The 24,433-nt window shown below is 73.1% G+C and carries 30 protein-coding genes; 12 read left to right on the top strand and 18 right to left on the bottom strand.

Annotation, left to right across the window (positions count from 1 at the left end; genetic code table 11):
- Positions 1-68 precede the first annotated feature (68 nt).
- The 6 genes from IFT73_RS01715 to IFT73_RS01740 all read left to right on the top strand — a co-directional run bounded on the left by IFT73_RS01715 (position 69) and on the right by IFT73_RS01740 (position 5,775).
- Entirely contained in the window at positions 69-368 is a 300-nt protein-coding gene (locus IFT73_RS01715; RefSeq protein WP_192166117.1) for a hypothetical protein, read from the top strand.
- Entirely contained in the window at positions 365-1,738 is a 1,374-nt protein-coding gene (locus IFT73_RS01720) for a WXG100 family type VII secretion target (protein WP_192166118.1), read from the top strand. Before IFT73_RS01715 ends, IFT73_RS01720 begins: the two co-directional genes overlap by 4 nt.
- Positions 1,735-2,970, top strand: coding sequence for a hypothetical protein (locus IFT73_RS01725; RefSeq protein WP_192166119.1), 1,236 nt, complete (start codon positions 1,735-1,737; stop codon positions 2,968-2,970). Before IFT73_RS01720 ends, IFT73_RS01725 begins: the two co-directional genes overlap by 4 nt.
- Entirely contained in the window at positions 2,967-3,542 is a 576-nt protein-coding gene (locus IFT73_RS01730; protein WP_192166120.1) for a hypothetical protein, read from the top strand. Before IFT73_RS01725 ends, IFT73_RS01730 begins: the two co-directional genes overlap by 4 nt.
- Positions 3,539-4,171, top strand: a complete 633-nt coding sequence (locus tag IFT73_RS01735; protein ID WP_192166121.1) for a hypothetical protein — start codon at positions 3,539-3,541, stop codon at positions 4,169-4,171. The genes IFT73_RS01730 and IFT73_RS01735 overlap by 4 nt, the downstream gene beginning before the upstream one ends.
- A 107-nt stretch (positions 4,172-4,278) precedes the next feature.
- Positions 4,279-5,775 carry an ABC1 kinase family protein gene (locus tag IFT73_RS01740; protein WP_371811132.1) on the top strand — a complete coding sequence of 499 codons (1,497 nt, stop codon included), beginning with the start codon at positions 4,279-4,281 and terminating at the stop codon, positions 5,773-5,775.
- 7 nt (positions 5,776-5,782) lie between these two features.
- On the opposite strand, the gene IFT73_RS19195 is transcribed toward IFT73_RS01740, so the two are convergent.
- The 9 genes from IFT73_RS19195 to IFT73_RS01780 all read right to left on the bottom strand — a co-directional run bounded on the left by IFT73_RS19195 (position 5,783) and on the right by IFT73_RS01780 (position 13,151).
- Positions 5,783-5,908 carry a hypothetical protein gene (locus tag IFT73_RS19195; RefSeq protein WP_256435393.1) on the bottom strand — a complete coding sequence of 42 codons (126 nt, stop codon included), beginning with the start codon at positions 5,906-5,908 and terminating at the stop codon, positions 5,783-5,785.
- Positions 5,909-5,966: 58 nt separating this feature from the next.
- Positions 5,967-7,046, bottom strand: coding sequence for an alkene reductase (locus IFT73_RS01745; protein ID WP_192166123.1), 1,080 nt, complete (start codon positions 7,044-7,046; stop codon positions 5,967-5,969).
- 110 nt (positions 7,047-7,156) lie between these two features.
- Complete coding sequence (locus IFT73_RS01750; protein WP_197983463.1) at positions 7,157-7,993, bottom strand: NAD-dependent epimerase/dehydratase family protein; 837 nt, start codon at positions 7,991-7,993, stop codon at positions 7,157-7,159.
- Positions 7,978-8,748, bottom strand: a complete 771-nt coding sequence (locus IFT73_RS01755) for an SCO1664 family protein (RefSeq protein ID WP_192166124.1) — start codon at positions 8,746-8,748, stop codon at positions 7,978-7,980. Before IFT73_RS01755 ends, IFT73_RS01750 begins: the two co-directional genes overlap by 16 nt.
- Complete coding sequence (locus IFT73_RS01760) at positions 8,745-9,311, bottom strand: DUF3090 domain-containing protein (RefSeq protein ID WP_192166125.1); 567 nt, start codon at positions 9,309-9,311, stop codon at positions 8,745-8,747. The genes IFT73_RS01755 and IFT73_RS01760 overlap by 4 nt, the downstream gene beginning before the upstream one ends.
- 9 nt (positions 9,312-9,320) lie before the next feature.
- On the bottom strand, positions 9,321-10,034 hold the full coding sequence (locus tag IFT73_RS01765; RefSeq protein ID WP_192166126.1) for a histidine phosphatase family protein: 714 nt from the start codon (positions 10,032-10,034) through the stop codon (positions 9,321-9,323).
- A gap of 20 nt (positions 10,035-10,054) precedes the next feature.
- Positions 10,055-11,677: an FAD-dependent oxidoreductase gene (locus IFT73_RS01770; protein ID WP_192166127.1), complete on the bottom strand. Its 1,623-nt coding sequence runs from the start codon at positions 11,675-11,677 to the stop codon at positions 10,055-10,057.
- Positions 11,677-12,585 carry a diiron oxygenase gene (locus IFT73_RS01775; protein WP_192166128.1) on the bottom strand — a complete coding sequence of 303 codons (909 nt, stop codon included), beginning with the start codon at positions 12,583-12,585 and terminating at the stop codon, positions 11,677-11,679. The genes IFT73_RS01770 and IFT73_RS01775 overlap by 1 nt, the downstream gene beginning before the upstream one ends.
- Positions 12,586-12,701: 116 nt before the next feature.
- Positions 12,702-13,151 (bottom strand): hypothetical protein, encoded by a 450-nt coding sequence (locus IFT73_RS01780; protein WP_192166129.1) that lies wholly within the window; start codon positions 13,149-13,151, stop codon positions 12,702-12,704.
- 113 nt (positions 13,152-13,264) lie between these two features.
- On the opposite strand from IFT73_RS01780, the gene IFT73_RS01785 reads away from it, so the two are divergent.
- Positions 13,265-14,074: a hypothetical protein gene (locus IFT73_RS01785; protein ID WP_192166130.1), complete on the top strand. Its 810-nt coding sequence runs from the start codon at positions 13,265-13,267 to the stop codon at positions 14,072-14,074.
- A gap of 13 nt (positions 14,075-14,087) precedes the next feature.
- Here IFT73_RS01785 and IFT73_RS01790 read toward each other — a convergent pair whose 3' ends face one another.
- The 8 genes from IFT73_RS01790 to IFT73_RS01825 all read right to left on the bottom strand — a co-directional run bounded on the left by IFT73_RS01790 (position 14,088) and on the right by IFT73_RS01825 (position 20,866).
- Positions 14,088-14,261 (bottom strand): hypothetical protein, encoded by a 174-nt coding sequence (locus IFT73_RS01790; RefSeq protein WP_192166131.1) that lies wholly within the window; start codon positions 14,259-14,261, stop codon positions 14,088-14,090.
- Positions 14,262-14,332: 71 nt separating this feature from the next.
- The gene (gene arfB / locus IFT73_RS01795; RefSeq protein ID WP_056607072.1) at positions 14,333-14,746 is read right to left on the bottom strand and encodes an alternative ribosome rescue aminoacyl-tRNA hydrolase ArfB; all 414 of its coding nucleotides are present in this window, start codon (positions 14,744-14,746) and stop codon (positions 14,333-14,335) included.
- Positions 14,747-14,903: 157 nt separating this feature from the next.
- Entirely contained in the window at positions 14,904-15,335 is a 432-nt protein-coding gene (locus IFT73_RS01800) for a CBS domain-containing protein (protein ID WP_192166132.1), read from the bottom strand.
- Between the two features lie 58 nt (positions 15,336-15,393).
- On the bottom strand, positions 15,394-16,323 hold the full coding sequence (locus IFT73_RS01805) for an inositol monophosphatase family protein (protein WP_192166133.1): 930 nt from the start codon (positions 16,321-16,323) through the stop codon (positions 15,394-15,396).
- Between the two features lie 23 nt (positions 16,324-16,346).
- Complete coding sequence (gene rsgA / locus IFT73_RS01810) at positions 16,347-17,336, bottom strand: ribosome small subunit-dependent GTPase A (RefSeq protein WP_192166134.1); 990 nt, start codon at positions 17,334-17,336, stop codon at positions 16,347-16,349.
- Complete coding sequence (aroA, locus tag IFT73_RS01815; RefSeq protein WP_192166135.1) at positions 17,336-18,619, bottom strand: 3-phosphoshikimate 1-carboxyvinyltransferase; 1,284 nt, start codon at positions 18,617-18,619, stop codon at positions 17,336-17,338. The genes rsgA and aroA overlap by 1 nt, the downstream gene beginning before the upstream one ends.
- Positions 18,620-18,652: 33 nt before the next feature.
- Positions 18,653-19,105: a DoxX family protein gene (locus IFT73_RS01820; RefSeq protein ID WP_192166136.1), complete on the bottom strand. Its 453-nt coding sequence runs from the start codon at positions 19,103-19,105 to the stop codon at positions 18,653-18,655.
- Positions 19,106-19,126: 21 nt separating this feature from the next.
- Positions 19,127-20,866: a sigma-70 family RNA polymerase sigma factor gene (locus tag IFT73_RS01825; RefSeq protein ID WP_192166137.1), complete on the bottom strand. Its 1,740-nt coding sequence runs from the start codon at positions 20,864-20,866 to the stop codon at positions 19,127-19,129.
- 135 nt (positions 20,867-21,001) lie between these two features.
- Between IFT73_RS01825 and IFT73_RS01830 the strand changes: the two genes are divergently transcribed.
- From IFT73_RS01830 to aqpZ, 5 genes are all read left to right on the top strand, one after another.
- Positions 21,002-21,655, top strand: a complete 654-nt coding sequence (locus IFT73_RS01830; protein ID WP_192166138.1) for a hypothetical protein — start codon at positions 21,002-21,004, stop codon at positions 21,653-21,655.
- Positions 21,656-21,692: 37 nt separating this feature from the next.
- Complete coding sequence (locus tag IFT73_RS01835) at positions 21,693-22,421, top strand: SOS response-associated peptidase (RefSeq protein WP_192166139.1); 729 nt, start codon at positions 21,693-21,695, stop codon at positions 22,419-22,421.
- A gap of 119 nt (positions 22,422-22,540) precedes the next feature.
- Positions 22,541-23,173, top strand: a complete 633-nt coding sequence (locus tag IFT73_RS01840) for a sigma-70 family RNA polymerase sigma factor (RefSeq protein WP_192166140.1) — start codon at positions 22,541-22,543, stop codon at positions 23,171-23,173.
- Positions 23,170-23,442 (top strand): mycothiol system anti-sigma-R factor, encoded by a 273-nt coding sequence (gene rsrA, locus IFT73_RS01845; protein ID WP_192166141.1) that lies wholly within the window; start codon positions 23,170-23,172, stop codon positions 23,440-23,442. Before IFT73_RS01840 ends, rsrA begins: the two co-directional genes overlap by 4 nt.
- A gap of 102 nt (positions 23,443-23,544) precedes the next feature.
- The gene (aqpZ, locus tag IFT73_RS01850) at positions 23,545-24,258 is read left to right on the top strand and encodes an aquaporin Z (RefSeq protein WP_192166142.1); all 714 of its coding nucleotides are present in this window, start codon (positions 23,545-23,547) and stop codon (positions 24,256-24,258) included.
- 74 nt (positions 24,259-24,332) lie between these two features.
- On the opposite strand, the gene IFT73_RS19480 is transcribed toward aqpZ, so the two are convergent.
- Positions 24,333-24,407 carry a 50S ribosomal protein bL37 gene (locus IFT73_RS19480; protein WP_369797015.1) on the bottom strand — a complete coding sequence of 25 codons (75 nt, stop codon included), beginning with the start codon at positions 24,405-24,407 and terminating at the stop codon, positions 24,333-24,335.
- Positions 24,408-24,433: the final 26 nt, after the last annotated feature.

Here is a 24,433-nt window from a genome sequence, read left to right on the forward strand (position 1 = left end):
GCATCGGGGGGCCGTCGTGCGCTCACCCGTCGACCATCCCCACCGTGTGAGAACCAAAGGGAGACACCGTGCCCGATCTGCAGTACTCGATCGGTCTGCTCGACGGCTTCGGAGGGCGACTCGTGACGCTCGGCACGTCGATGAAGGACGACAAGGTCCTCGACGACCTCGGCGCCGACGACCTGGGTCACCAGCGGCTCGTCGACGCGGTGCGAGACTTCAACGACGCGTGGGACGACAATCGCGAGCTCGTCGGCACCAAGGTCGAGAACCTCGGGCAGATGGCGTCGCAGTCCGCCGAGGCCTTCACCGAGGCCGACCAGGAGCTGGCCGACAAGGTCGCCGACATCCTGGAGGAGGACTCATGACCGCGCGCCCCGGACGGTGGGACCTGCTGCAGCGCGACTCCGACCCCGTGCCCTCCGACGCCGAGGACGTGCGGTCCGCTGCGCGCCGGTTCGAGCGCCGTGCCGACGACCTGCGCACCGCGCACTCGACGCTGTCCAGCCTGAGCAGGCTCGACGGCTGGCGCGGCGAGGCTGCCGAGACGTTCGCCGAGAAGTCCGACGACGCGCTCGGCGACATCAAGAAGGCGGCCGACAAGTACGCCGAGGCCGGCCGGGCCGTGCGGTCCTTCGCGAGCGATGTCCAGTCGGCCCGCGACCGCAGCAAGACCGCGCTCGACGACGCCGTGCAGGCCGAGTCCGACCGCGGCAGCAACAGCGCCGATCCGCTCGACGGCGTCGACGACCCCACCGATGCCCAGCAGGAGGAGGCGCGCGCCGAGGCCGACCGTCACGACGCCGCTGTGGGCGCTCTCGCGAAGGCGCGGCGCGATCTCGAGGACACGCTGGCCGATCTCGACAGCGCCGCTCGCGACGCCGCCGATGCCCTCGGCGAGGCCTCCGAGAAGTTCGACGACAGCTGGTGGGACGACGTCAAGGGTTCCATCCGCGACATCGCCGACGTCCTGGTCGCGATCTGCGACGTGCTGGAGTGGATCGCCGTCGGACTCGCGGTCGTCGCCCTGGCCATCGCGATCTTCGCCACCGGTCCCATCTGGGCGGTCGTGGCGACGGTCGTCTTCGTCGTGGGTCTGGTGGCCGCGGCCGGTCTGCTCATCTCCCGCGCCCTGCTGGTCGTCTCCGAGAGCGGCAAGGCCTCGTGGAGCGACGTCGCCTGGGATGCGGTCGGCCTGGTGGCCTCGGCCTTCGGTGGGAAGGCAGCGATCAAGGCGACCCAGGCGGTGCCCGGTCTCGTGAGCGGCGCGGCGGACGCGGGCCGTGCCGCGGCCCCCGCGGTGGCACGCACCGGCCTGGCGCAGAACGCCAAGAACGCGCTGAACATCGCCGACGACGCCAATCCGCTGAAGACGTGGGCGCTCAAGGAGTGGGACACCGGCACCGACGCCCTGCGGGGCGCGGTCACGTCGGCCGAGCAGACCCTGCCGACGCTGGCCCAGCGCCTGAGGGTCCTCGACACCGGCGCCGCGACCAACCTCGGACGCATCAAGGCGCTGCAGGCCGTGGGACTGCCGGGCACGGCCGACGACCTCGCCTCGGCGCTCCGGCTGCAGACCACGGCCGTCAACCTCAACCTGGCCAACACGGCGATCTCGGTCGACGGCGCGATGGACAAGTTCGACGTCTCGCTGTCGGGGCTCGGCAAGGACGCCGCGGACGACGTCGCCCAGCGTCTGCAGAACCTGCACTGGCGGATCGCCGTGGCCGGGAAGTGAGACCACCGGTCCTCGTCGCGGGAGACTTCACGGGGCTCGCGATCCCCGACGCCCGTTCGACGCGGGTCGAGGTCGACCGCCGCGGCGCCCTGACGCTCGTCCGACGGGGCAGTCCCGCCGAGGTGCTCGCCGAGGCGGGCGTGATCGACCGCATCACGCCGATCGACGGCAGCCACCTGCCCAGCGGGCAGTTCGTGCCGCCCGCCCACCTCGGGATCGTCGTCTTCTGGTCCGGCGATCGACGCATGGTCGCGATCGCGTGGAACCAGGTCTGGGCCGCGTCGTTCAACCTGCCCACGGTGCAGGAGCTCCGACACGCCTGCGGTGTCGAGGCGGTCGCGCAGGCGCTCGGTGCAGCCGTCGAGGCCCCCACGGAGGCCGACGTCCGGCAGGCGCGCACCTGGGGGCGCGATGACGTCCTGACGCTGATCGACCCGGCGGTCCTGCCGCCCCGGTGGGCGGCGCCCGGCATGGCGCTGCTCATCGTCCTGGCGTTCGCGGGGCTGCCGGCGACGGGTGCGTGGTGGGTCGTCGTCCCGACGCTCGCGCTGCTGACGGGGCCCTCGCTGTCGACGCGTCGACGCCGCCGCGAGTTCCACCGGCTGGTCACGACGCCCCTCGACCCCGCCGGTCGCTCGAGCGTCCGGCCGCGCCCCTCGGGGCCGACGTCGAGGATGGTCACGAGCCACGAGCTGCAGATCGGCGCGGACGACGTGGTGCTGCGCACCGAGGCCTCCGAGTGGTGGCAGCTCGGTCCTCGGCGGGGCGGGGTCCGGACGCTCGACGTCCATCCCGAGCACTGGATCCTCCGCGACGTCGGCGATCGCCAGGTGCTGACGTTGAGTGCCGCCCCCTGGGGCGACGTGCTGCCGGAGCTCGAGCGGGCGTGCTCGCAGGCCGGGATCGACGTCCGGCACCACGCGGAGCCGTTCATGGGGCCTGTCGCCCGCATCGACGGTCCGCGACCCGCGACCGCCCGCGCCCACCCCGGGGACGCCGACGTCGAGAACGGCAACGGTGGCACCGCTGCGTCGACCCTGCGGCAGATCGCGGTCTTCCTCGCACTCCTGGGGTCCCTGCTGTCCGTGACGCGCTACGAGTGGTGGGCGATCCCGATCGTCCTGTGGGCGTTCGCGCTGGTGCTGGTGTCGCTCGAAGCCGTCGCGCTGCGCGCACGGTGGGTCCGCGACCTGCGACGCCCGATCACGATCCACCAGAAGGAGACGACATGACAGGCATCTCGGTCGGTGGGTTGTCGCGGTGGGTGCCGCTCGACCTCGCCGTGACGGAGCAGGGCGTGCAGGACTATGCGCACGACCTCGCGTCCCGCTTCCCGGCCACGCCCTCGGTGGACGTCGTCGCCGAGGGGCTGGCCGGCACGGCACTCGACCTCGTGCGCGGTGCGGAGCAGGACGACGACATCCGGCTGCTGGCGGCCTGGGTGCTGACGGCCGCCGACGACGACCTCAGTCCGATTGCGCTGGCCACGATGCGTGCGGTGCGCTTCGACCCCCGGGGCCCGGTGCCGGACGTCGCCGCACTCGTGCTCGGCGAGGGTGAGCCGGTGAGCGCGCCCACGGTGTCGTCGCTGGCGACCGGCAGCGGGCCGGCGGAGCTGGGCTCGGCGAGGATCGCGCTGTCGGCGGGCCGGGAGCGTGTCGTCCACGAGGTGTCGGCCGTCCTGTGGTCGCGAGCGGCCGACGGATACGTCGTGGCGCTGTCCAGCGACGTCACCGACCTGGTCGCGGGTCGCGAGGTGCCGGACGCCGTCGCGCAGCTGGCACAGGAGGTCAAGGGGCTGTGAGCGGACGGTCGGACGACGACGTCGCCCAGGGCCCGCGCGCTCGACAGGTCGGCGAGCGCTGGACCGTTCTGCTGCCGCCGGGCTGGATCACGCTCCCGACGGCGGCGGACCGCGCGCACGAGAGCATCCGCCGGGTCGTCGACGGGGCGATGCGCGGCAAGCCCCGCGACGAGCTCGTCACGATCAGGATCGACCTGGAACGGGCCCTGACCGAGCACGTGGCGCAGGCCCGCGCCCAGGGGGCCGACACGGTGCACGCCCTGGTCGAGCCGATCGCGGGGGTGCCGGTGTCCGCCTCGCTGCTGGTGGCCGAGCTGGCCGTGCTGGACCAGGACCAGGTGATGGACGAGGTCCAGCGCATGTTCGGGCGCGTCGAGGGCGTCGTCGAGACCGGTCCCGCCGAGGTCGCGGGCTTCCCGGCGCTGCGCCGGGTGCGTCGCAACCACCGCACGCTCGACGAGGCGGCAGGCCTCGAGCCCGTGTGGCACACCAACGTCGACTTCGTCGTCGAGACCAGCCCCGACGAGCTCCTCGTGCTGATCTTCGCCACCAGCGACGACGTCCTGGCGCCTCAGCTCGTGCGGATGTTCGACGCGATGGCACAGAGTCTTGCGTCCCGCGCCGATTGACCGCCCACCCCGCGGGCGACCGGCCGGGCGGCGGGTGACGTGACGCACGCGCCCGATCACTCGCCCATACTCAGAGTATGTGAGATTCTCCCAGTATGAATCCTCGCGTGGCCACCGATCACTCCGTCCCGCCCCTCCCGCGGGTCGACCTGTTGATCCGCGGCTCGGCGCGGCTGGCGGAGATCCCCGGGCTCACCGAGCAGGCCCTGCGCTGGCACCACGACGCCGTCGACCAGCGCGCCGTCGTCGCCCGCGAGGCACGACGGCTGTCGACGCCCCGGGTGTGGCCCGACACCATCGCCTCGCTGGCCACGACGGGCTGGCGCATCGTCAGCGTCGCGGCACCGGCCGCGCCGTTCCAGCTGCTGGCCGCGGCGTCGGCGGCCGTGGGGCTCCGGGTCGAGCCGCCGCGCGCCGACGCCGGCACCCTGGCCCGCGTGCAGCGGCTCGTGCGCGCCAGCGGCCCGGCCTACGTCAAGCTCGGCCAGTTCATCGCGACCGGCGACGGTCTCGTGCCCGACGAATGGGTCGAGGCCTTCGCATGGTGCCGCGACGAGGCGCCGGCGCTCGACGCGGGCGTCGCGCAGGACGTCATCGCGCGCGAGCTCGGCCCCGAGCGCGACCGTCTCGAGTGGCTCGACGACGAGCCGCTGGCCGCCGGTTCGATCGGGCAGGTGCACCGCGGACGTCTCACGGACGGCACCGAGGTCGTGGTCAAGGTGCTGCGCCCCGGGCTGCGGCGACGGTTCCGCACCGACATCGAGACGCTGGCACTCGCTGCCGCCGCGGCCGAGAAGGTCAACGCCGGTGCGCGGTCGGCCAACCTGACCGGGTTCGTCGAGCTGTTCGCGCAGCTGGCGCTCGAGGAGCTCGACTTTCGGCTCGAGGCGGCCAACCTGGTCGACTCCAGTGCCGTGCTCGAGGCGATGGGCGCCGACCACATGGTGGCCCCGCGGCCGATCCCCGGCATGGTCACCGAGAAGGTGCTCGTGATGGAGCTGCTGCCCGGCGTCGCCTACACCCGCCTCGACCCCACGGCGGGCCTGGACGGTGACGAGCTGCTGCGCACCGGCATCCGCGGCGTCGTCGAGGCGACGCTCAGGCACGGTGTGTTCCACGGCGACCTGCACGCCGGCAACGTGCTGGTCGATCCGGCGCGCGGCACGTTCTCGCTCGTCGACTTCGGCATCGCGGGGCGTCTGACGGCGGCGCAGCGGGCCGGGCTCGTGCAGTACCTCGCCGCCTGGGCGGGCGACGACGCACGCGGGCAGATCGAGGCGATGCGGTCGTTCGGCGCGATCGAGCACGACGCGGACGTCGAGACGCTCGTCGACGAGCTGCAGGCCGAGCTCGACCTCCTGAGCACCCGCTCGCGCGGGGAGGTCACGTTCGACCAGCTCGGCATCACGCTGGGCCGGCTGCTGCAGGTGCTGGCCCGCAACGGCTTCAGGATGCCCAAGGACCTCGTGCTGTTCTTCAAGAACCTGCTCTACCTGGCGGGCTTCGCGGCCAGTGTCGCGCCCGAGGCGGACGTGCTCGCGGTCGTCCAGGACATCCTGCTCGACCTGCTGGCCGATCCCGACTCCGGTGTCGCGGTGGCCTGACGGAGGCTCAGAGCCTGCGCGAGCGCGCCTTCTCGACGGCCGACTTGATGCGGGCCTGGTTCTCGGGCTTGCGCGCCTCGGTGTAGACCTTCTTGGCGATCCCGATGGCGACGACCCCGCGTGAGAGCTTCATGGGGTCTGAGGTACCCCGTGGGCGCGGCCCCAAGCGGCCGCGCCCACGGTCGTGCGGGCTACTTCGACGCGTCGAGCGTCGGGTAGTCGGTGTACCCCTCGGCGCCTCCGCCGTAGAACGTGTCGGAGTTCGGCTCGTTCAGCTCGGCGCCGGTGCGCCAGCGGATCGCGAGGTCGGGGTTCGCGATGTACTCGCGACCCACGGCGACGAGGTCGGCCCGACCGCCGTCGACGATGTCCGTGACCTCGTCGAGCGTCGTCATGCTCGCGAAGCCGGTGTTCGCGATGACGGTGCCGCCGAAGCGGGTGCGCAGATCGGCGTACAGGTCCGTCGTCGTGTCGGCGAGGATGCTCAGGTACGCCAGGCCGAGTGGGGCGAGACCGTCGACCAGCAGGCCGTACGTCTCGGCGACGTCGGCGGCGTCCTCCTCGAGGACGCCCTGGATGTTGTGGGCTGGCGAGATGCGGATGCCGACGCGGTCGGGGCCGATCGCCTCGGTCACGGCGGCGGCGATCTCGAGCACCAGGCGCACGCGGTTCTCCGGCGATCCGCCGTACTGGTCGGTGCGCTCGTTCGACGACGGCGCGAGGAACTGGTGCAGCAGGTAGCCGTTGGCGGCGTGCAGCTCGACGCCGTCCAGACCGGCCTCGACGGCGCTGCGCGAGGCGTGCACGAACTCCTCGACGATGCCGGCGATCTCGTCTGTCTCGAGGGCGCGGGGCACGACGTGGTCGAACTGGCCGTTCGCGGTGATCATCTTCCCGGGGGCGGGGATCGCGCTGGGGGCGACGGTCTCGAGGCCGTGCTTGTTGTCGGGGTGCGCGATGCGGCCGACGTGCATCAGCTGGACGACGATGCGTCCGCCGTTGGCGTGCACCTCGTCGGCGACGGCGCGCCAGCCCTCGACCTGCTCGGGCGAGTGGATGCCGGGGGTGTCGAGGTAGCCCTGGCCGACGGCGCTGGGCTGCGTGCCCTCGGTGACGATGAGGCCGGCGCCCGCGCGCTGCCCGTAGTAGGTGACGGCGATGTCGCGCGGCACCTGCTTCTCGCCCGCGCGGTTGCGGGTGAGGGGCGCCATCACGAAGCGCTGCGGAAGATCCCAGCTGCCGACCTTGATCGGCTCGAACACGTCGGTCATGTACTACTCCTGAAGGTGGGGGAGGCGCGATCGGTGGATCGGGGCCACTCAGGTCAACGGCCTGCGCGCGCGGTGATTCCCGTCCGCCCGTGTGGCGAACCAGACAGCGATCAGAGTTGCGCGCCGTAGCCCTCGCGGTAGGTCGGGTACGCGGGCACCCAGCCGGACGCCCGCAGCAGCCCGTTGTCGAGCCGCTTGCCGTGCCCGAGGGCGGGGTCGGCGGGCGGGGGAGCCGGCGCGTCGATGCGGCCGGCCACGAAGGCGGCGACGTCGCCCAGCGGCGACGGCTCGTCGTCGGTGCCGAGGTACAGCGGTGCGGGGGCGTCGTCGCGGGTCAGCAGGTGCACGGCCGCAGCGGCGGCGTCGTCGCGGTGGATGCGGTTGGTCCAGCGGTGTGGATCGGTGACGTCGCCGCGGCGCACCTGGTCGACCAGGCGCGGCTCGCCGTGGCCGTACAGGCCCGAGAGACGCAGCACCGTGCCACCGGGCACGCGGGCGGCGAACAGCCGCTCGGCCTCGAGCAGCATGCGTCCGGGTCCGTCGGTCGGACGGCACGGGCTCGACTCGTCGAGCAGGGCGCCGGGGTCGCTGTCGCCGAGCACCGCGGTCGACGACACCAGCACGGCGCGCCGCGGCACCTGGCCCGCGGCCTCGAGGGCGTCGAGGGCGCGGGCCATGCCGTCGACGTACGTCGCGCGGTACGACTCCTCGCTGCGCGGACGGGCGGTCAGGGCGATGACCAGGTGCGTCAGGTCGAGCGGCGGGAGGTCGGGCAGCTCACGCGTCAGGTCGGCCGACAGGCCCCGCAGGGGTGCGGGCACGAGCTCGGCGCGGCGCCGGATCGCGATGACCTCGTGACCGCGCGCGGCGAGGCGAAGTCCGATGTCGGCGCCCAGCTCGCCGCAGCCCACGAGCAGCGTGTCGGCGGCCATCAGAACGGCGGCCACGGGATGGCGGGCATCTCGCCGCGCGGGCGGGGGAAGCGGCACGCGTCGAGCAGGCGGTCGCACCGTGCCGCGAAGGCGCCGAGCTCGACGGCGGTCAGCAGCTCGCCGAGCGAGGCGCCGAGGTCGCCGGTCAGGGCGACCCGCACGCGCTCGACGCCCGCGAGCTCGTCGGCGTCGAGGTTCTCGCCGACCCAGCCCCACAGCACGGTGCGCAGCTTGTGCTCGGCGTGGAACGTCAGGCCGTGGTCGATGCCGTAGCGGTGGCCGCCGACCATCTCGAGGACGTGGCCGCCCTTGCGGTCGGCGTTGTTCGTGACGACGTCGAACACGGCCATGCGGCGCAGCTCGGGGGAGTCCTCGTGGATCAGCGACACCGGCCGGTCCTGCCCGTCGTAGCCGTCGAACACGTGGCGCCAGCCCTCGTCGGGCACGGCGGACGACGCGACGAGGTCGACGGCGTCCTGGGCGGGGTCGACGTCCTGCCACAGCTGCACCATGCCGACGCCCATGGGCCCGTCGCGCAGCCACGTGCGCGGCACGACGTCCCAGCCGAACGCCTCGGACACCAGGTAGGCGGCCGCCTCGCGCCGGGCGAGGTTGCCGTCGGGGAAGTCCCACAGCGGCTGCTCGCCGGCGACGGGCTTGTAGACGACCCGGACGTCGCCGATCGTGCCGACGAACGTCGCGTTCGAGGCCGGCATGACGCGTCCCTCGAGCTCGATGTCGCCGTCGGCGAGATCGGCCTCGACCGTCACCGGAACCCTTCGGGCAGCTCGCACACGTGGTCGACGCCGTCCATCGGCACGCCGCACAGCGGGCAGAGCGGGCGACCGGCTCCGGCGACGTCGCGGGTGCGCTTGGCGAAGGCCCGGGCGGTGCCGACGGGGATGCGCACGCGCAGCACCTCGTCGGGCTCGATCTCGATCTCGATCTCCTGCGAGGCCTCGAGCTCGTCGGCGTCGACCACGATGATGGGGTACGCGTCGATCACGATCTGCAGGGTCTGCGGGTCCCAGCCGAGGCTCATCGCGCCGGCCCGGAACTGCTCCTCGACGGGCTGGGCGAGCGGGTCGTCGTCGGCGAGGCCCTCCGGTGTCAGCGCGGGGACGCTGTACGGGTTGCCCTCCTCGCCCATCAGCTCGTCGAGCACCTCCTCGATGCGCTCGGACAGCGCGACGGCCTGCTCCTTCTCGAGCGCGACGCTGACGAGACGGGATCCCTGCTGGGCCTGCAGGTAGAACGTGCGTGCCCCGGGCTGGCCGACGGTGCCGACGACCAAGCGGTCGGGCCAGTCGAATCCGTGGACGATCGGTGGCATGGGTCCATCCTAGGAGCGTGGTGGGGAGGGCGCCTCATGGCCTGCGCCGCCGCCGACCTGCGCGTCCTCGGCGGGTGGCTTCGCGCGCAGCCACGACAGGTCGCCGGCATCGGTGTTGGTCGCGATGACGTCGGGCCGGCTGCTGCCGTACCGGACGATCGAGACCGAGGCGGGGTTGACGTTGATGCGCTGGAACAGGTCGAGGTGCATGCCGAGGGCGTCGGCGAGGATCGACTTGATGATGTCGCCGTGGCTGACCGCGACCCACACGGCGCCGGGACCGTGCTCGGCCTCGAAGGCCGCGTCGTGCCGGCGGATCGCGGCGACCGCGCGGGCCTGCATCGCCTGCAGCGACTCGCCCCCGGGGAAGGCGGCGGCCGAGGGCTGCGTCTGCACGACCTTCCAGAGGTCCTCCTTCGCCAGCTCGGCGAGCTTGCGGCCCTGCCACTCGCCGTAGTCGCACTCGGTGATGCCGCGCTCGACCGTGACCGGCACGTCCTGCTCGCCGTCCCGGCGGCCGAGGATCGCCTTCGACGTCTGCCGGCAGCGCTCGAGCGGGCTCGTGACGAGGCCGACGAGCGGGGCGACGGCGAGCCGGTCGCCCGTCCGGTCGGCCTGCGAGCGTCCGACCTCGTCGAGGCGGACGCCCGCGGTGCGACCGGCGAGGACGCCACTGGCGTTGGCGGTGGTGCGGCCGTGCCGCACCAGGATGACTGTGGCCATGCGCCGAGCCTACGGGTCGCTCAGCGGCGTCCCTCGAGCATCTCGTCGACCGTCGCGAACTTGACCCGCGGGCGACCGGCCTGCTCGCCGCGTCGGCGCTCGTCGGCGTCGATCCTCTTCATGCGTCGGCGCCCGACGACGTCGAGCCCCCGCGAGCGCAGCAGCCGCGCGAAGCCGCGGGGGCTCGGGGGGCGTGGAGGTGTCGGCAGGAGGTGGGCGCGGGCGTCGGCGAGCAGCGTCGCGACGGTCTCCTGCGCGTCGGTGCGGTTGGCGCCGATGCCGCCGGACGCGCCGCGCTTGATCCATCCCACGGCGTAGGCCCCCGGGACGGGGAGCCCGGTGGCGGGGTCGACGACCCGGCCCGACGTGTGGGGGATCGTCGCGGTGGCCTCGTCGAAGGGCATGCCGGCCACGGGCGAGCCGCGGTGTCCGGTCGACCGCACGACGAGCCCGGTGCGGACGTCGACCGTGCGGTCGGTGCCGACGCGGCCCAGCCGGACGCCCTCGACCCGCTCGGCGCCGACGACCTCGTCGACCGTGCGGTGGAACGCCAGCACCAGACGACGACCGGGCGGGGGCGGCGCCGACCAGTCGACGTCCACCAGCGGCAGGCCGGCCATGGAGGCCGCCTTGGAGCCGGGCGCGGCAGCCGCGAGCTCGTCGGCGACCTGTCCGTCCGCCTCGATCGCGACGTCGATGCCGCGCGGCATCATCAGCAGCTCGGGGCGCGTGAACGCCGCGTGCTCGGGCCCGCGGCGGCCCAGCACGACGACCTCGCGGACGGGCGCCGAGCGCAGCGCGTCGAGGGCGTGGTCGGCGATGTCGGTGCGCCCGAGGGCCTCGACGTCTCCGAGCAGGATGCGGGCCACGTCGAGCGCGACGTTGCCGTTGCCGACGACCACGACGCGATCGGTGGAGACGTCGACCGCGGCCGCGTCGACGTCGGTGTGGCTGTTGTACCAGCCGACGACCTCGGGCGACCCGTGCACGCCGGGCAGGTGCTCGCCCGGCACGCCGAGGGCCCGGTCGAGGCGTGCGCCGACGGCGTAGACCACGGCGTCGTGGTGGGCCAGGACGTCGGCGTGGCTGACGTCGCCGCCGACGTCGACGTTGAGGTACATGCGCGTGCGGGGGTGGTCGTACGTCCACGTGAACATGTCGGCCAGGCGCTTGGTGTCGGGGTGGTCGGGGGCGACGCCCGAGCGCACCAGCCCGCCGGCGACAGGCAGCCGGTCGATCATCGAGACGTGCGCCGACGACGTCGTCAGCAGCTCGCGGGCGGTGTACGACGCCGCCGGACCGGTGCCGACGACGGCGATCCGCAGGGGACGCTCTCGCGGCTCCTCGACGATCGGGAACGACGGCTGCGACCAGTCGACACCGGCCTCGCGATCGTCGTAGAAGGCGGCGTTGATGTCGCCGAAGACCTGCTCGTCACCGCTCAGCAGCTCGAGCGGCTTGATCGCCGAGACGGGGCAGGCGTCGGCGCACGCCCCGCAGTCGATGCAGCTGCGCGGGTCGACGTAGACCATCTCGGTGTGCCCGAAGTCGGGCTCGCCCGGTGCGGGGTGGATGCAGTTGACGGGGCACACCGACATGCACGACGCATCGGCGCAGCACGCCTGCGTGACGACGTACGTCATCAGAGCATGTGCGCGGCGCGGTAGCGACGCATCGCGGCGGGCGTGAGCAGACCGGCCTCGGACAGGAAGTCCATCAGGTGCACGCAGCTGAGGCGCATGAGGTTGTGGTGGTGCTCGTTGGCCTTCGCGGCGGCCACGGCGCGCTTGCGGTCGAGGCCGGCCGCCTCGTAGACCGCGGGGTTGACCATGCTCTTGACGATGACGTAGGCGGCGGTCGCGATGACCCACGCGCTCTGGCGCCGGCGCATCGCGCTGACGCCCTCGAGGTGCTGGCGGATCTCGTGGCGCGCGAACTTCATGTGCCGCGCCTCCTCGACGACGTGGATCTTGCTCGTCGTGCGGACGATCGGGAGCACGTTCTCGCCCCGCATCCAGTCGCGCTGCATGACGTCGAGGATCTCCTCGGCGACCAGGATCGAGCCGTAGGCCACCTCGTTCGACGCGACGGTCTTGAGGCCCCGGGCGATCTCGACGACGGCGCGGTGGGGCGTGTAGTGCGGGACGCCCATGGCCTGGCAGGCGCGGGCGAACATCAGCGAGTGGCGGCACTCGTCGGCGATCTCGGTGAGGGCGAACTGGAACTCCGAGCCCGTGACGTCGGCGGTGTACTGCTCGCGCAGCAGCATCTGCTGCAGGATCATCTCGAACCAGATGCCGGTGCTCATGATCGAGCCGACCTCGTGACGGGTCAGCGTGATGCGCTGCTCCTCGGTCATCTCGTCCCACAGCGACGTGCCGTAGAGGGTCGACCACTCGGGGTTGAGGCCGTGGTGGGTCGGGTCGAGCGGGGTGTCCCAGTCGACCTCGGTCTGCGGGTCGTACGAGAGCTTCTGCGACGACACGAGCAGACGGGCGAGCTCGTCGTCGGGGTCGATCGAGGTGCGGAACTCATCGGCGGTGATGGTCATCGGGGCCTCCAGAAGACGTGACATCACGTATGTGACATCGGCGATGAACAATAGCGTACCGCGAGTATGTGATCTGTCGAGTCAATGAGAGCAGCACCACGGCGACGCCGTCGCGGTCACTGCCCGAGCAGCCGCTCCAGCAGGTTCTTCTCGGTCGGCGTCGCGGTCGGGGCGGGTGTCGTGGCCGGTTCTGCCGGGGCCGATGTGGCTGCGGGGGTCGCCGGCGCGGAGGTCGTGGTGGCGGGGCGGGGCCGGGGGGCCGTGCGGTCGGTCGTCCGGCCGGTGCCCCCCGACGCGGTCGGCGGGCGCGGCGGGGCGGTCGTGGCCGGAGCGGACGCCTCGGGCGCCTCGGGGGTCGAGGAGGGCGCGGGCGACGACGAGGGCGCGGGCGAGGGGGCAGGAGCGGGGTCGGTGACCGGAGGCGCCTGCTCGGCGCGTGCCGGCGCGGCGGCGCTCGCCGAGGACGACGCCGGGCCGCCGTCGCGGGTGAAGGCGACGACGGTCGAGACCGCCACGGTGGACATGACGACCGCGGCGACGACGCGGTGGAGTCGGCTGATGCGCACGGGTGCGCTCCTCGTGGGACGACGACGGGTGGGCCGGGCCGTTCGCCGGCCCCTTGGACCAACGAGAGGCTGCCGACGACGTCACGGACGGGCCGCTTGGCTACCGTGACGGCGTGGCGGACCAGGACGAGGGAGCGGTCGGACGGCTGGGTGCGCTGCGGGCCGCCTGGACGCGAGCGTGGCCGCAGGCGTGGGTCGACCCCGCCCGTCGGGCGGCGATGATCGACCTGCACGCGTGGCTGCACGCGGTGTCGCTGGTGGTCGACGACGGGCTCGCCGGTACGTCGTGCGTCCTGCCGTCGGTGGCGGACCTCGCCGTCGCCGTCGTGGGTGACGCGCTGCCGACCGTCGTCCTCGAGGGACCGGTCGTGCCGGTCATGGCGATGCAGGGCCGGCCGTCCCTGCGCGCCGAGCGATCGCGCCCGGCCTGGCTGCTGTCGGGTGTCGCGGACGACGTGCCGTGGGCAGGCGGGGTGAGCGCGCTGGTGGTGCTCGCGGTCGACGAGGGCGACAACGAGGTCGTGGCGCTCGTCGACGTGAACGCCCCGGGCGTCCGGGTCGTGCACCGGGCGGGCGGGTCGACGTCGGTGCACCTCGACGAGGTGGCGGTGTCCGAGCCCCGGCTCGCCCATCGTCCGGAGGCGCGGGCGGCGCTGGCCGACCGGATGACGGTGCTGCGGCTCGCTCGGGCGATCGCCCGCGCCGACGGCGGGCAGGCGCGGGTCGACCTCGAGCTGTGCGGGGCCGCGACGCACGCCGCGGCCGTCTCGGCGCTGTCGGCGTCGACACGGCCGCTGACGCGTCAGCACGACGTGTCGGCGGCCGCGGTCGTGACGCTGTCGACACTCGGTGCCTCACACGAGCACGGCCGCACGGCCGACGACCTCGCGTGGCACCGCGAGCGGCTGGCCCCCCTCGTGTGAGGGGGGCCAGGCCTCAGCCGTCCGTCGGGTCGGGCTGGGTCGCGGGCTCGCGATCGGGCTCGGTGCCCGGCTCGGCGTCGGGCAGCACCTCGGGGAAGGCGGGATCGGGCAGGTCGGGGGCCTCGGGACGCTCGGTGCCGGGGGCGTCCTCGTCGGGGGTGGCGGGCTCGGGCGGGGCGATGGTCATGATTCCTCCGATGTCGGTGTCACGTCGCGGTACCCGTCCGCCCCGGCGCCAATCGCCGGGCACCAGGGCGGCTACTCCCAGCCCTGGCCGCCGCGCCCCTGCTTGATCGAGCTGCGCCGCTTCTTGGCGTCGAGTCGGCGCTCCTTGGAGCCGCGGGTCGGCTTGGTCGCCCGGCGCGGGCGCGGGGGGATGACGGCCTGCGTCAACAGCTCCTCGAGCCGGACGCGAGCCGCCTCGCGGTTGCGGTGCTGCGAGCGGTACTGCGACGAGACGACCGTGATCGTCCCGTCGACCAGGCGGGTCGCGAGCCGGGACGCCGCGAGCTCCTTCTGGGCGGGGGAGAGCGCGGCGGTGTCGTCGAGCGACCAGATCAGCTCGACGCGGGTGTCGGTCGTGTTGACGTGCTGGCCCCCGGCCCCGGACGAGCGGGAGAAGCGCCAGCCCAGCTCGCTGTCGGGCAGCGACACGCGTCGGTCGTGCGTCATGATCGCACCAGCCTAGTCGCCCCGCCCCCGTCCACCGACCCGATCCGCGAGTGCCGCGGTGTGGACGTTTTGAGACGGCGTGTCGGACCGGAACGCGCCGCTCGGCACCCTTGATGCACCGCTCGTGGGTCCGGCGCGGGACCGGGGCTGGGAGGGGTCAGCCGCCGGCGACGTAGCTGGAGAGCTGGTCGCGCTCGAACTCGAGCTGCCCCATGCGGTGCTTGACGGCGTCGCCGATGCTGACGACGCCGACGAGACGTCCGTCGTCGAGCACCGGCAGGTGCCGCACGCGGTGCTCGGTCATGACGGCCATGAGGTCGGTGAACGCGTCGTCGGGCGAGCACACCCGCACGTCGGTCGTCATGATGTCGGCGACCGCGGTGCCCCTCGCGTCGGCGACGTCGCGCAGCTTGCGCACGACGTCGCGCTCCGACACGATCCCGAGCATCGACGTGCCGTCGTCGCTGACGACGAGCGCACCGACGTCGTGCTCGGCCAGCGCGTCGAGCAGCTCGCGCACCGTGGCGTCCGGGGAGATCGTGAACACCTCGGCGCTGCCCTTCGAGGTCAGGACGTCGTGGACGCGCATGGGGACTCCTTCGTCGACTCCCCGCACTGTAACCCCGGTCACACCCGTGGCGCGAGGGTCAGGGAGCCTCGTCGGCCGGCTCGCGGGTGAACTCGAACGCCCGCACGTTGTCGCGTTCGGGCTCGGCGTCGTCGTCCTCGGGCTCGTCGGTCCACGACAGATCGGGCGGGCCGTCGTCGGGGAAGTGCCCGACGTACGCCATCGCCGCGTCGTGCAGCCGGCTGTTGGTCGCCAGGGCGTTGTCGCCCCACGGACCGGGTGCGCCCGCGAGGCTCGTGAACGTGCCACCGGCCTCGCGCACGATGACGTCGAGGGCCGCCATGTCCCACAGGTTGAGCTCGGGCTCGGCGGCGATGTCGACCGCCCCCTCCGCGAGCAGCATGTACGACCAGAAGTCGCCGTACGCCCGGGTGCGCCAGCACCGGCGCATGAGCGCCGCGAAGGCCTGCCCGCGACCGATCGCGTCCCAGCCGCCGAGCGAGGCGTACGACAGCGACGCGGCCCCGAGGTCGGCCACCTGCGAGACCTTGATCTCGCGGGACGACAGCAGCGACTTGCCCGTGTGCGCGCCCGTGCCCTTGCTGGCCCACCAGCGGCGCCCGAGCGCCGGTGCCGACACGCAGCCGGCGACGATCTCGCCGTCCTCCTCGAGCGCGATCAGCGTGGCCCAGACCGGCACGCCCCGCACGAAGTTGGACGTCCCGTCGATCGGGTCGACGATCCAGCGACGTCCGCCTCCGCCTCCGCCTCCGCCGGCGCCGTCCTGCTCGCCCTGCTCCTCGCCCAGGACGACGTCGCGCGTGCGGGCCGACTTGAGCGTGCGCCGGATCGCGGTCTCGACGGCCTGGTCGGACTCGGTCACGTACGTCATGTCGGGCTTGGTGTCGACCTGCAGGTCGATCGCCAGGAACCGCTCCATCGACAGGCTGTCGGCGTTGTCGGCGAGCACGTGGGCGAGCCGCAGGTCGTCGCTGTACGAGTGGGCCATGGCCCACAGGCTACGGCCTGCGGTCAGTAGTCGTCGCGCTGGTTCATGCTGGCGAGGATCCGGCGGAACGACTCGACGCGCTCGGCGGCCAGCGAGCCGTCGGCGACCGCGACGTCGAGGGCGCACTCGGGCTCGGTCGCGGCGTGCAGGCAGCCGCGCGGGCAGTCGCGGGCGGCGTCCTGCAGATCGGGGAACGCGCGGATCAGGTCGTCGACCTCGACGTGCGCCAGCCCGAACGACCGGATGCCCGGCGTGTCGATGATCCAGCCGCCGAACGGCAGCTCGAGGCTGATCGCGGACGTCGACGTGTGACGCCCGCGTCCCGTGACGGCGTTGACGTAGCTGACCGATCGGTTGGCATCGGGCACGAGGGCGTTCACGAGCGTCGACTTGCCGACGCCGCTGTGGCCGACGAGGACGCTGGTGCGGTCGCGCAGCGAGTCGCGGACGGCGTCGAGCTCGCCGCCCTGGCGGGTCACGACGACCGCGACGCCCAGCGGCTCGAGCATCGCGACGAGCTCGTCGGCCGAGCCGAGGTCGGACTTGGTCAGGCAGACGAGCGGCTCCATGCCGGCGTCGAAGGCGGCGACGAGGCACCGGTCGATCAGTCCCGGACGCGGGGGAGGGTCGGCGAGCGCCGCGACGATCACGAGCTGGTCGGCGTTGGCGACGATGATGCGCTCGATCGGGTCGTCGTCGTCGGCGGTGCGCCGCAGCACCGTGCGGCGGGGCGTCACCTCGACGATGCGGGCCAGCGTCCCCTCGTCGCCCGTGACGTCGCCGACGACCCTGACGTGGTCGCCGACCACGACGCCCTTGCGCCCGAGGTTGCGCGACTTCATGGCGGTGACGGCGCGGCCGTCGGCGTCGAGCGTCACGGCGTAACGGCCGCGGTCGATCGTCACGACCCGCGCGGTGTCGGCGTCGTCGTAGTTCGGCCGCACCTTGGTGCGCGGCTTGGTGTGGCGCCGCGGGCGCTCGTACTGGTCGTGGTCGTCGCGTTCCCTGGCCATCAGCCGCTCGTCATGAGGCGCTCCCAGACGGGCGCGAAGTTGGGGTACGTCTTGATCGTCGTGACGACGTTCTCGACCAGCAGGTCGGGCACGCGGAGCCCCAGCACGACGGCGGCGTGGGCCATGCGGTGGTCGTCGTACGTGCGGAACGTCGCGCCGTGCAGGGGGCGGGGGCGGATCACGAGACCGTCGTCGGTCTCGTCGGCGTCGCCGCCGAGCCGCCGGATCTCGGCGACGAGCGCCGCGAGGCGGTCGGTCTCGTGACCGCGCAGGTGGGCGACGCCGCGCAGGTGCGAGGGGCCGCCGGCGAGCGCGGCCATGGCGGCGACGACGGGCGTCAGCTCGCCGACGTCGTGCAGGTCGAGGTCGACGCCGTCGAGCGTGCCGCCGGCCGAGAACACGAGGTCGTCCCCGTCGCGCTCGACGGTGCCGCCGAACGCCGGGACGATCCGGCTCCAGGCGTCACCGGCCTGGTCGGTGTGCTCGGGCCAGCTGCGGACGCGGACGCTGCCGCCCGTGACGAGGGCGCCGGCGATGAACACGCCGGCATTCGACAGATCGGGCTCGACCTCGACGTCGAGGGCGTCGATCGGGCCGGGGTGGACGACCCAGCGGCCGGGCTCGGGGGTCTCGACGCGGACGCCGCGGCGGCGCAGCTCGGCGACCGTCATCTCGATGTGCGGCAACGACGGCAGCACCGCGCCGGTGTGGCGCAGGTCGATGCCGAGCGGGAGGAGCGGCGCGATCAGCAGCAGGGCCGAGACGAACTGGCTCGAAGACGACGCATCGATCGAGATCTCGCCGCCGCGCACCCCGCCGTCTGCCATCACCGTGAACGGCAGCGCGTCGCGACCGTCGTCGTCGACCTCGACCCCGAGCGACCGCAGCGAGGCGATCGTCGTGGCCATGGGACGCCGGCGGGCGTGCTCGTCGCCGTCGAACGTCACGGGAGCGCTGCCCAGCGCGGCCAGCAGCGGCACGAACCGCATGACGGTGCCGGCCAGCCCGCAGTCGACCGTGACGGGCTCCGAGCCGCCGCGCGCGATCGGCGAGACGGTCCACGTCATGCCGTCGCGCTCGACCGTCGCGCCGAGCGCGGTGAGGGCCGCGGTCATGAGCTGGGTGTCGCGGGAGCCGAGCGGGCGCGTGAGGGTCGAGGGGCCGTCGCCGAGGGCCGCCAGGATGAGTGCGCGGTTCGTCAGCGACTTCGATCCGGGCACCAGCACCTCGCCGACGAAGGGGGAGGTGCGGTGGGGGGCGAGCCAGGGCAGCGGTTCAGTCATCACGGCCACCCTATCGGCGTCGCGGCGGCGGGGTCAGCCGCGCAGGTGGTCGAGACGGTCCTTGGCGCGGCGGCCGACGGACCTCTTGTGCGGCTCGGGGTCGAGCGTGGCCATCAGCAGGCCGCCCGTGATCGACAGGTTCTTCAGGAAGTGGATGCGCTGGGCGGCGCGCGCCGCGGGGTCGGTCTCGGTCCAGTACGGGTGCCCGGCGACCGTCGTCGGTGGCAGCGACACCGCCAGGGCGAGGGCCGCGGTGCGGGGCACGTGGCCCGATGCGAGCGCGAGCCCCGCGACGAGCTGCACACCTCCGTTGAGACGCGTGAGCCCGGCACCGTCGAGGGACAGGCGCGGCACGAGACGGGAGATCCGGTCGGCGACGGGCTGCGCCTTCGCCGCGCGTGCCCCGGGCTCCCGCAGGGCGGCGGCGCCCCCGACGACGAAGATCGACGCGAGCATCGGACGGGCGACGGTGCGCAGCAGGGTCATGACCCATGTCTACCAAGGGCGTCAGAGCAGCAGGAGGTACGGCCCCGCCCGGAACGTGACGGCGTCGTTGGACGACGAGGGGTCGCCGGGCGAGCTCACCGAGATCGATCCGTCGGGCCTGGGGCCGCGGACCGTGGCGACGAACGACGTCGCCTGACCGGCCGCCGGCGTCGTCGTGCAGGTCAACGTCGTGAGCGGGCGACCCGGCGTCGCGGGTCCGCAGTCCCAGCCGGGGCTCACGACGTCCCCGAGCTGCACGGTCCGCGAGAACTGCATCGTCAGCGTCACGGACTGCTCGGCCGCCCGTCCTGCCGTCGCCGACGTCACCGGCACCGTGAAGCGCCGCTGCAGCAGCGGGCCGTCGTTGGTGATCGTGACGTCGCCGACGCCGTAGTCGGTCGGCACGACCGGGTCCTCGACGGGCGTGGGCGTCGCCGAGGGCTCGGGCGAGACGAGGCCTTCCGAGGACGAGGGCGACGGCTCGGACGGCGACGGCTCCTCGCTCGGCGAGGGCGAGGCGGTCGGCGCCTCGGACGGCTCGACCGGGGGGACCGCGGGCGACGGGTCGGGCGACGCCGGGGGCTGCGTCGTGGCGTCGGTCGCCGCGCCCGCCCCTGCCCCCGTCCCCGCCGCGCCATCGGCCTCGGTGGACGGCGACGCGGTCGGACGCACCCCGGTCGTCGTGCCGGCGCCCTGCGGTGCGATCGCGCCGGTGGCAGCCGGTCCGGCGGCCACCGGCGCGGAGGACGGCCCCCGCCCGAAGTCGGTCGTGACGGCGACGGTGCCGGCCGTCGCGACGCTGGTCACGACGGCCGCCGCGACGACGCCCTGCGTGCCCGCGCTGGCCATCGCGGCCCCGACGACCTTGGCCGGCACGACGGCCAGCTTCGCCGCACCGCCCGCCACGAGCTTGGCGCCCGCGACGGTCGCGGCCCCGGCGCCGAGCGCCGCCAGGCCCGCGCCCGCGGCGAGGTACGCCGCGAAGACCGGCCCGAGCACCGCGGGGCCCAGCACGCCCGACAGGTTCGAGTTGACCTCGCGCAGCTCGAGGTACAGGCCCGTGCAGCGGCTGCAGCCGTCGAGGTGCTTCTCGACGGTGGCCGTGTCGCGCGCCGACAGACCCTTGCGGACGTACGAGCCGAGCATCCCCGTCGTGCGGCGGCACCCCTCGTGCAGCGTCGGTGCGAGGTGGTGCTGCAGGTACGCCTGGCGGAGGCCCTCGCGGGCCCGGTACGCCAGGGCCGAGACGCCGTTGGGGCTCATGCCCAGCAGGGGTGCCACCTCGGCGGGTCGCTGGCCCTCGACGTCGAGGTGCCACAGCACGAGCCGCCAGCGCTCCGGCAGCGACGAGAACGCGACGGCGGCCGCGCCGTGCTCGAACGTCATCTCGGCGGGGTCGACGAACTCGACGGCGCGGTCTAGCTCGGCCTGGTGCGCCGTCGACCAGACCTTGTTGCGGGCCCGGACGCGGTCGATGTGCAGGCGGCGGATCGATGTCAGCAGGTACGCGCGGAACGCCTCGTCGGGCCCGCGGCCGTCCTGCAGCAGGGCCAGCACCCGGACGAACGACTCGGCGACCAGGTCGTCGGCGTCGGACGTCCCCGCGACCTGGCGGGCCAGTCGCAGCGCGGCGTCCCGGTGACGTCCGAACAGCTCGCCGTAGGCGGACGTGTCGCCGCCGCGCACCGCCGCGATCAGCTCGGCGTCGCCGACGACGCGGTCGTCCGTCAGGTGCTGGGTGCTGCTGAGCGTCTGCTCCACGTGTGGTCCTCCTGCACGATCAACGACGTCGCCGCGATCCGGTCACGAACGGCGCGGCGAGAAATGTGGGCCGAACCGCGTCACGACCTGCGACCTCGTCCGTCTCACTCGTGTCCGACGACGAGAGGAGCACCGGTGGGCGACCAGGGAACGCACGTCGAGCTCCTCCGTGACGCCGTCCGCGGCGGGACGTCGGACGTGGTGCGCGTTGCACACGAGGTGGGAGCGAGTGCAGCGCAGACGGGCGTCCCGCTCCACGAGGTCATGGACCACGTGGAGCGGGCCTACGCCCCTCGACCACCCGACTTCGAGGCGACGCGGGCCGCCGCGCTCGCCTGGGCCGACGCGGCGCTGGTGCGTCACGCCGACGCCTCGTGCCACGACCCGCTGACGTCCTTGGCGACCGTGCCGCACCTGAGGTCGCGCCTCGACGAGACCTACCGGGGTGCCGACCGCGACGGCGGCCGCGCCTGCGACACGCACGTCCTCGTCGTCGTCGAGCTGCCCGCCGGGGGCCTCGGCAACGAGATCGAGCTCGCGCTGCGGGCCCTCGACGTCGCCGACGTGCTGCGCACCGTGTTCACCGGTGACGAGACCGTCGTCCAGCTGACCGTCCGGCGGTTCGCCGTCCTGGCGGGTCGCGAACGCGCCGACGACGTGACGGTCGGCCTGCTGGGGCTGCTGCTCGACCGGACGCCGGCGGTCGCCGGCCAGGCCAGGCTGTGGGTCGAGCGGCTCCCCGCGTCGGCCGACGGCGTCGCCCCGGTGCTCGCCGGGCTCTGCCGATAGCGCCGCCGCCGTCGGCGGGCTGTGGCACGCTGGACGCATGTGCGGGCGCTACGCGACGACCCAGACCTCGGCCACGCTGCACCAGGCCTTCGAGATCGACCTCGCCAACTCCTTCGTCGAGCTCGAGGCCGACTACAACATCGCCCCCACCAAGCTCGCGCCCGTCGTGATCGGACGGCGCGACGGCGACGTGTCCGGCGGGGCCCCGCAGCGCGAGCTGCTGACGGCACGCTGGGGCCTGATCCCCAGCTGGGCCAAGGACCCGTCGATCGGCAGCCGCATGATCAACGCGCGGTCCGAGACCGTCGCCGAGAAGCCGTCGTTCAAGAAGGCCTTCGCGCGTCGCCGCGCGCTCGTCCCCGCCGACGGCTACTACGAGTGGTACGCCGGCCAGCCCCGTGACGACGGCAGGAAGCCCGTCAAGCAGCCGTTCTACATCACGCCGAAGGACGGCTCGGTCCTGGCGATGGCGGGGCTGTACGAGTTCTGGAAGGACCGCGAGGCCGACGAGTGGGTCGTCAGCTTCACGATCCTCACGACGACCGCCGAGGACGATCTCGGCCACGTCCACGAGCGCATGCCGCTGTTCCTCGAGCCGCAGGCGTACGACGAGTGGCTCGACCCCGCCCCGCGGCAGACCGACGAGCTGCTCGGCCTGCTGGTCCCCGCGGCCCCAGGGCGGCTCGACGCCGTCGCCGTCTCGACCGCCGTCAACAACGTCCGCAACAACGGGCCCGAGCTGATCGTGCCGCTCGCGCCGGAATAGCGCGCCCCTCCCGACGGTTGAACCCGGCAGGAGGACACATGCTGACACAGACCCATCCAGCGGCTGATCGAGCGATCACGCCACTGCGCAGGCCGTCGGTCCCGGGAGTAGGCTGGGAGATGATGACCGTCACCCCCGAAACGCCTGACGTGCCCGACACGCGGGAGACCGAGACTTCGGAGCAGCGCCAGGCGCGCTTCGAGGCCGATGCCCTGCCGTTCCTCGACCAGCTCTACTCGGCCGCGCTGCGCATGACGCGCAACCCGCACGACGCCGAGGACCTCGTCCAGGAGACCTTCTCGAAGGCGTTCAGCGCCTTCCACCAGTTCAAGCCCGGCACCAACCTGAAGGCCTGGCTGTACCGCATCCTGACGAACACGTACATCAACTCGTACCGCAAGAAGCAGCGCCAGCCGCAGCAGGTCACCGACGAGATCGAGGACTGGCAGATCGCCCGGGCCGAGTCGCACGGTCCGTCCGGCCTGAAGTCGGCCGAGATGGAGGCGCTCGAGCACCTGCCCGACAGCGACGTCAAGGACGCGCTGCAGGCCCTGCCGGAAGACTTCCGCTACGCGGTCTACCTCGCCGACGTCGAGGGGTTCCCGTACAAGGAGATCGCCGAGATCATGGACACGCCGATCGGCACGGTCATGTCTCGCCTGCACCGCGGACGCCGCATGCTCCGCGAGATGCTCGCCGACTACGCGCGCGAGCGCGGCATGGCCGTCACGGGAGCGGGTGACAAGGCATGAGCTCACCCTGCGAGGGGCCCGACTGCGAGCAGGCCCTCGAGAACCTGTACCTGTTCATCGACCAGGAGATCGACACCGCGAGCTGTGCCGAGATCCAGACGCACATCGACGAGTGCACGACGTGCCTCAGCGAGTACGACCTCGAGCGGGTCGTCAAGTCACTGGTGTCGCGGTCGTGCTCCGAGACCGCGCCGGTCCCTCTGCGCGAGAAGGTGCTGCTCTCGATCCGCACCGTGCAGGTGCAGATCACGGAGCATCGTCCGGTCTGACCGCCGTGGTAGTGTGACGGATCCGACAGGGCAGGTGCGTGACGATCCGGTGGTTCGTGACGACTGAGGGGTGTCTTACCCTCCCTCGAGATCGGAACGCCCGTGAACGACTTCACCACCCACCCCTCCACGTCGCAGAAGCTCGCCGCTGAGCTGCTGGGAACCTTCTGGCTCGTGCTCGGCGGCTGCGGCACCGCCGTGCTGGCCGGCGACCAGGTCGGCGCGCCGGGCATCGCCGCCGCCTTCGGTCTGACGGTCCTGACCGGCGCGTACGCCTTCGGGCCCGTCTCGGGCGGGCACTTCAACCCGGCCGTGACGGTCGGTCTGGCCACCGCGCGCCGCTTCGCGTGGCGTGAGGCGCCGGGGTACGTCGTCGCCCAGGTCGTCGGTGCGACCATCGCGGGCGCGCTGCTGCTCGCGATCGCCAGCGGCAAGGACGGGTTCAGCGCGTCGGCATCGGGATTCGCGTCGAACGGCTTCGGCGACCGCTCGCCGGAGGGCTACGGCTTCTGGGCCGTCGTCGTCACCGAGGTCGTCCTGACGGCCTTCTTCGTGCTGGTGATCCTCGGCGCGTCGTCCAAGCGGGCGGCTGCGGGCTTCTCCGGTGTCGCGATCGGCCTGGCGCTGACGCTGATCCACCTCATCAGCATCCCGGTCAGCAACACGTCGGTGAACCCGGCCCGCTCGCTCGGCGTGGCCTGGTTCGCCGGTGGCGACGCGCTGTCGCAGGTGTGGGTGTTCATCGCCGCTCCCGTCGTCGGTGCGGCGATCGCCGGCCTGGCGCACGCGTTCGTGCTGGGCGACGAGCAGGAGTAGCCCGACCGGTGCCCGACCACGACGAAGCCCCCGCCCATCAGGACGGGGGCTTCGGTGCACGAGGTGCGCTCAGGTCAAGCGTTGGGACGCTTGCCGTGGTTGGCGCCCTTCTTGCGGCGTGCACGACGCTTGCGGCCGGTCTTGCCCATGGTGTTCCTCCTCGAAAGTCGTTGGC

This window comes from Aeromicrobium sp. CFBP 8757, from assembly GCF_014841755.1.
In the GTDB taxonomy this organism is placed as follows: Bacteria; Actinomycetota; Actinomycetes; order Propionibacteriales; family Nocardioidaceae; genus Aeromicrobium.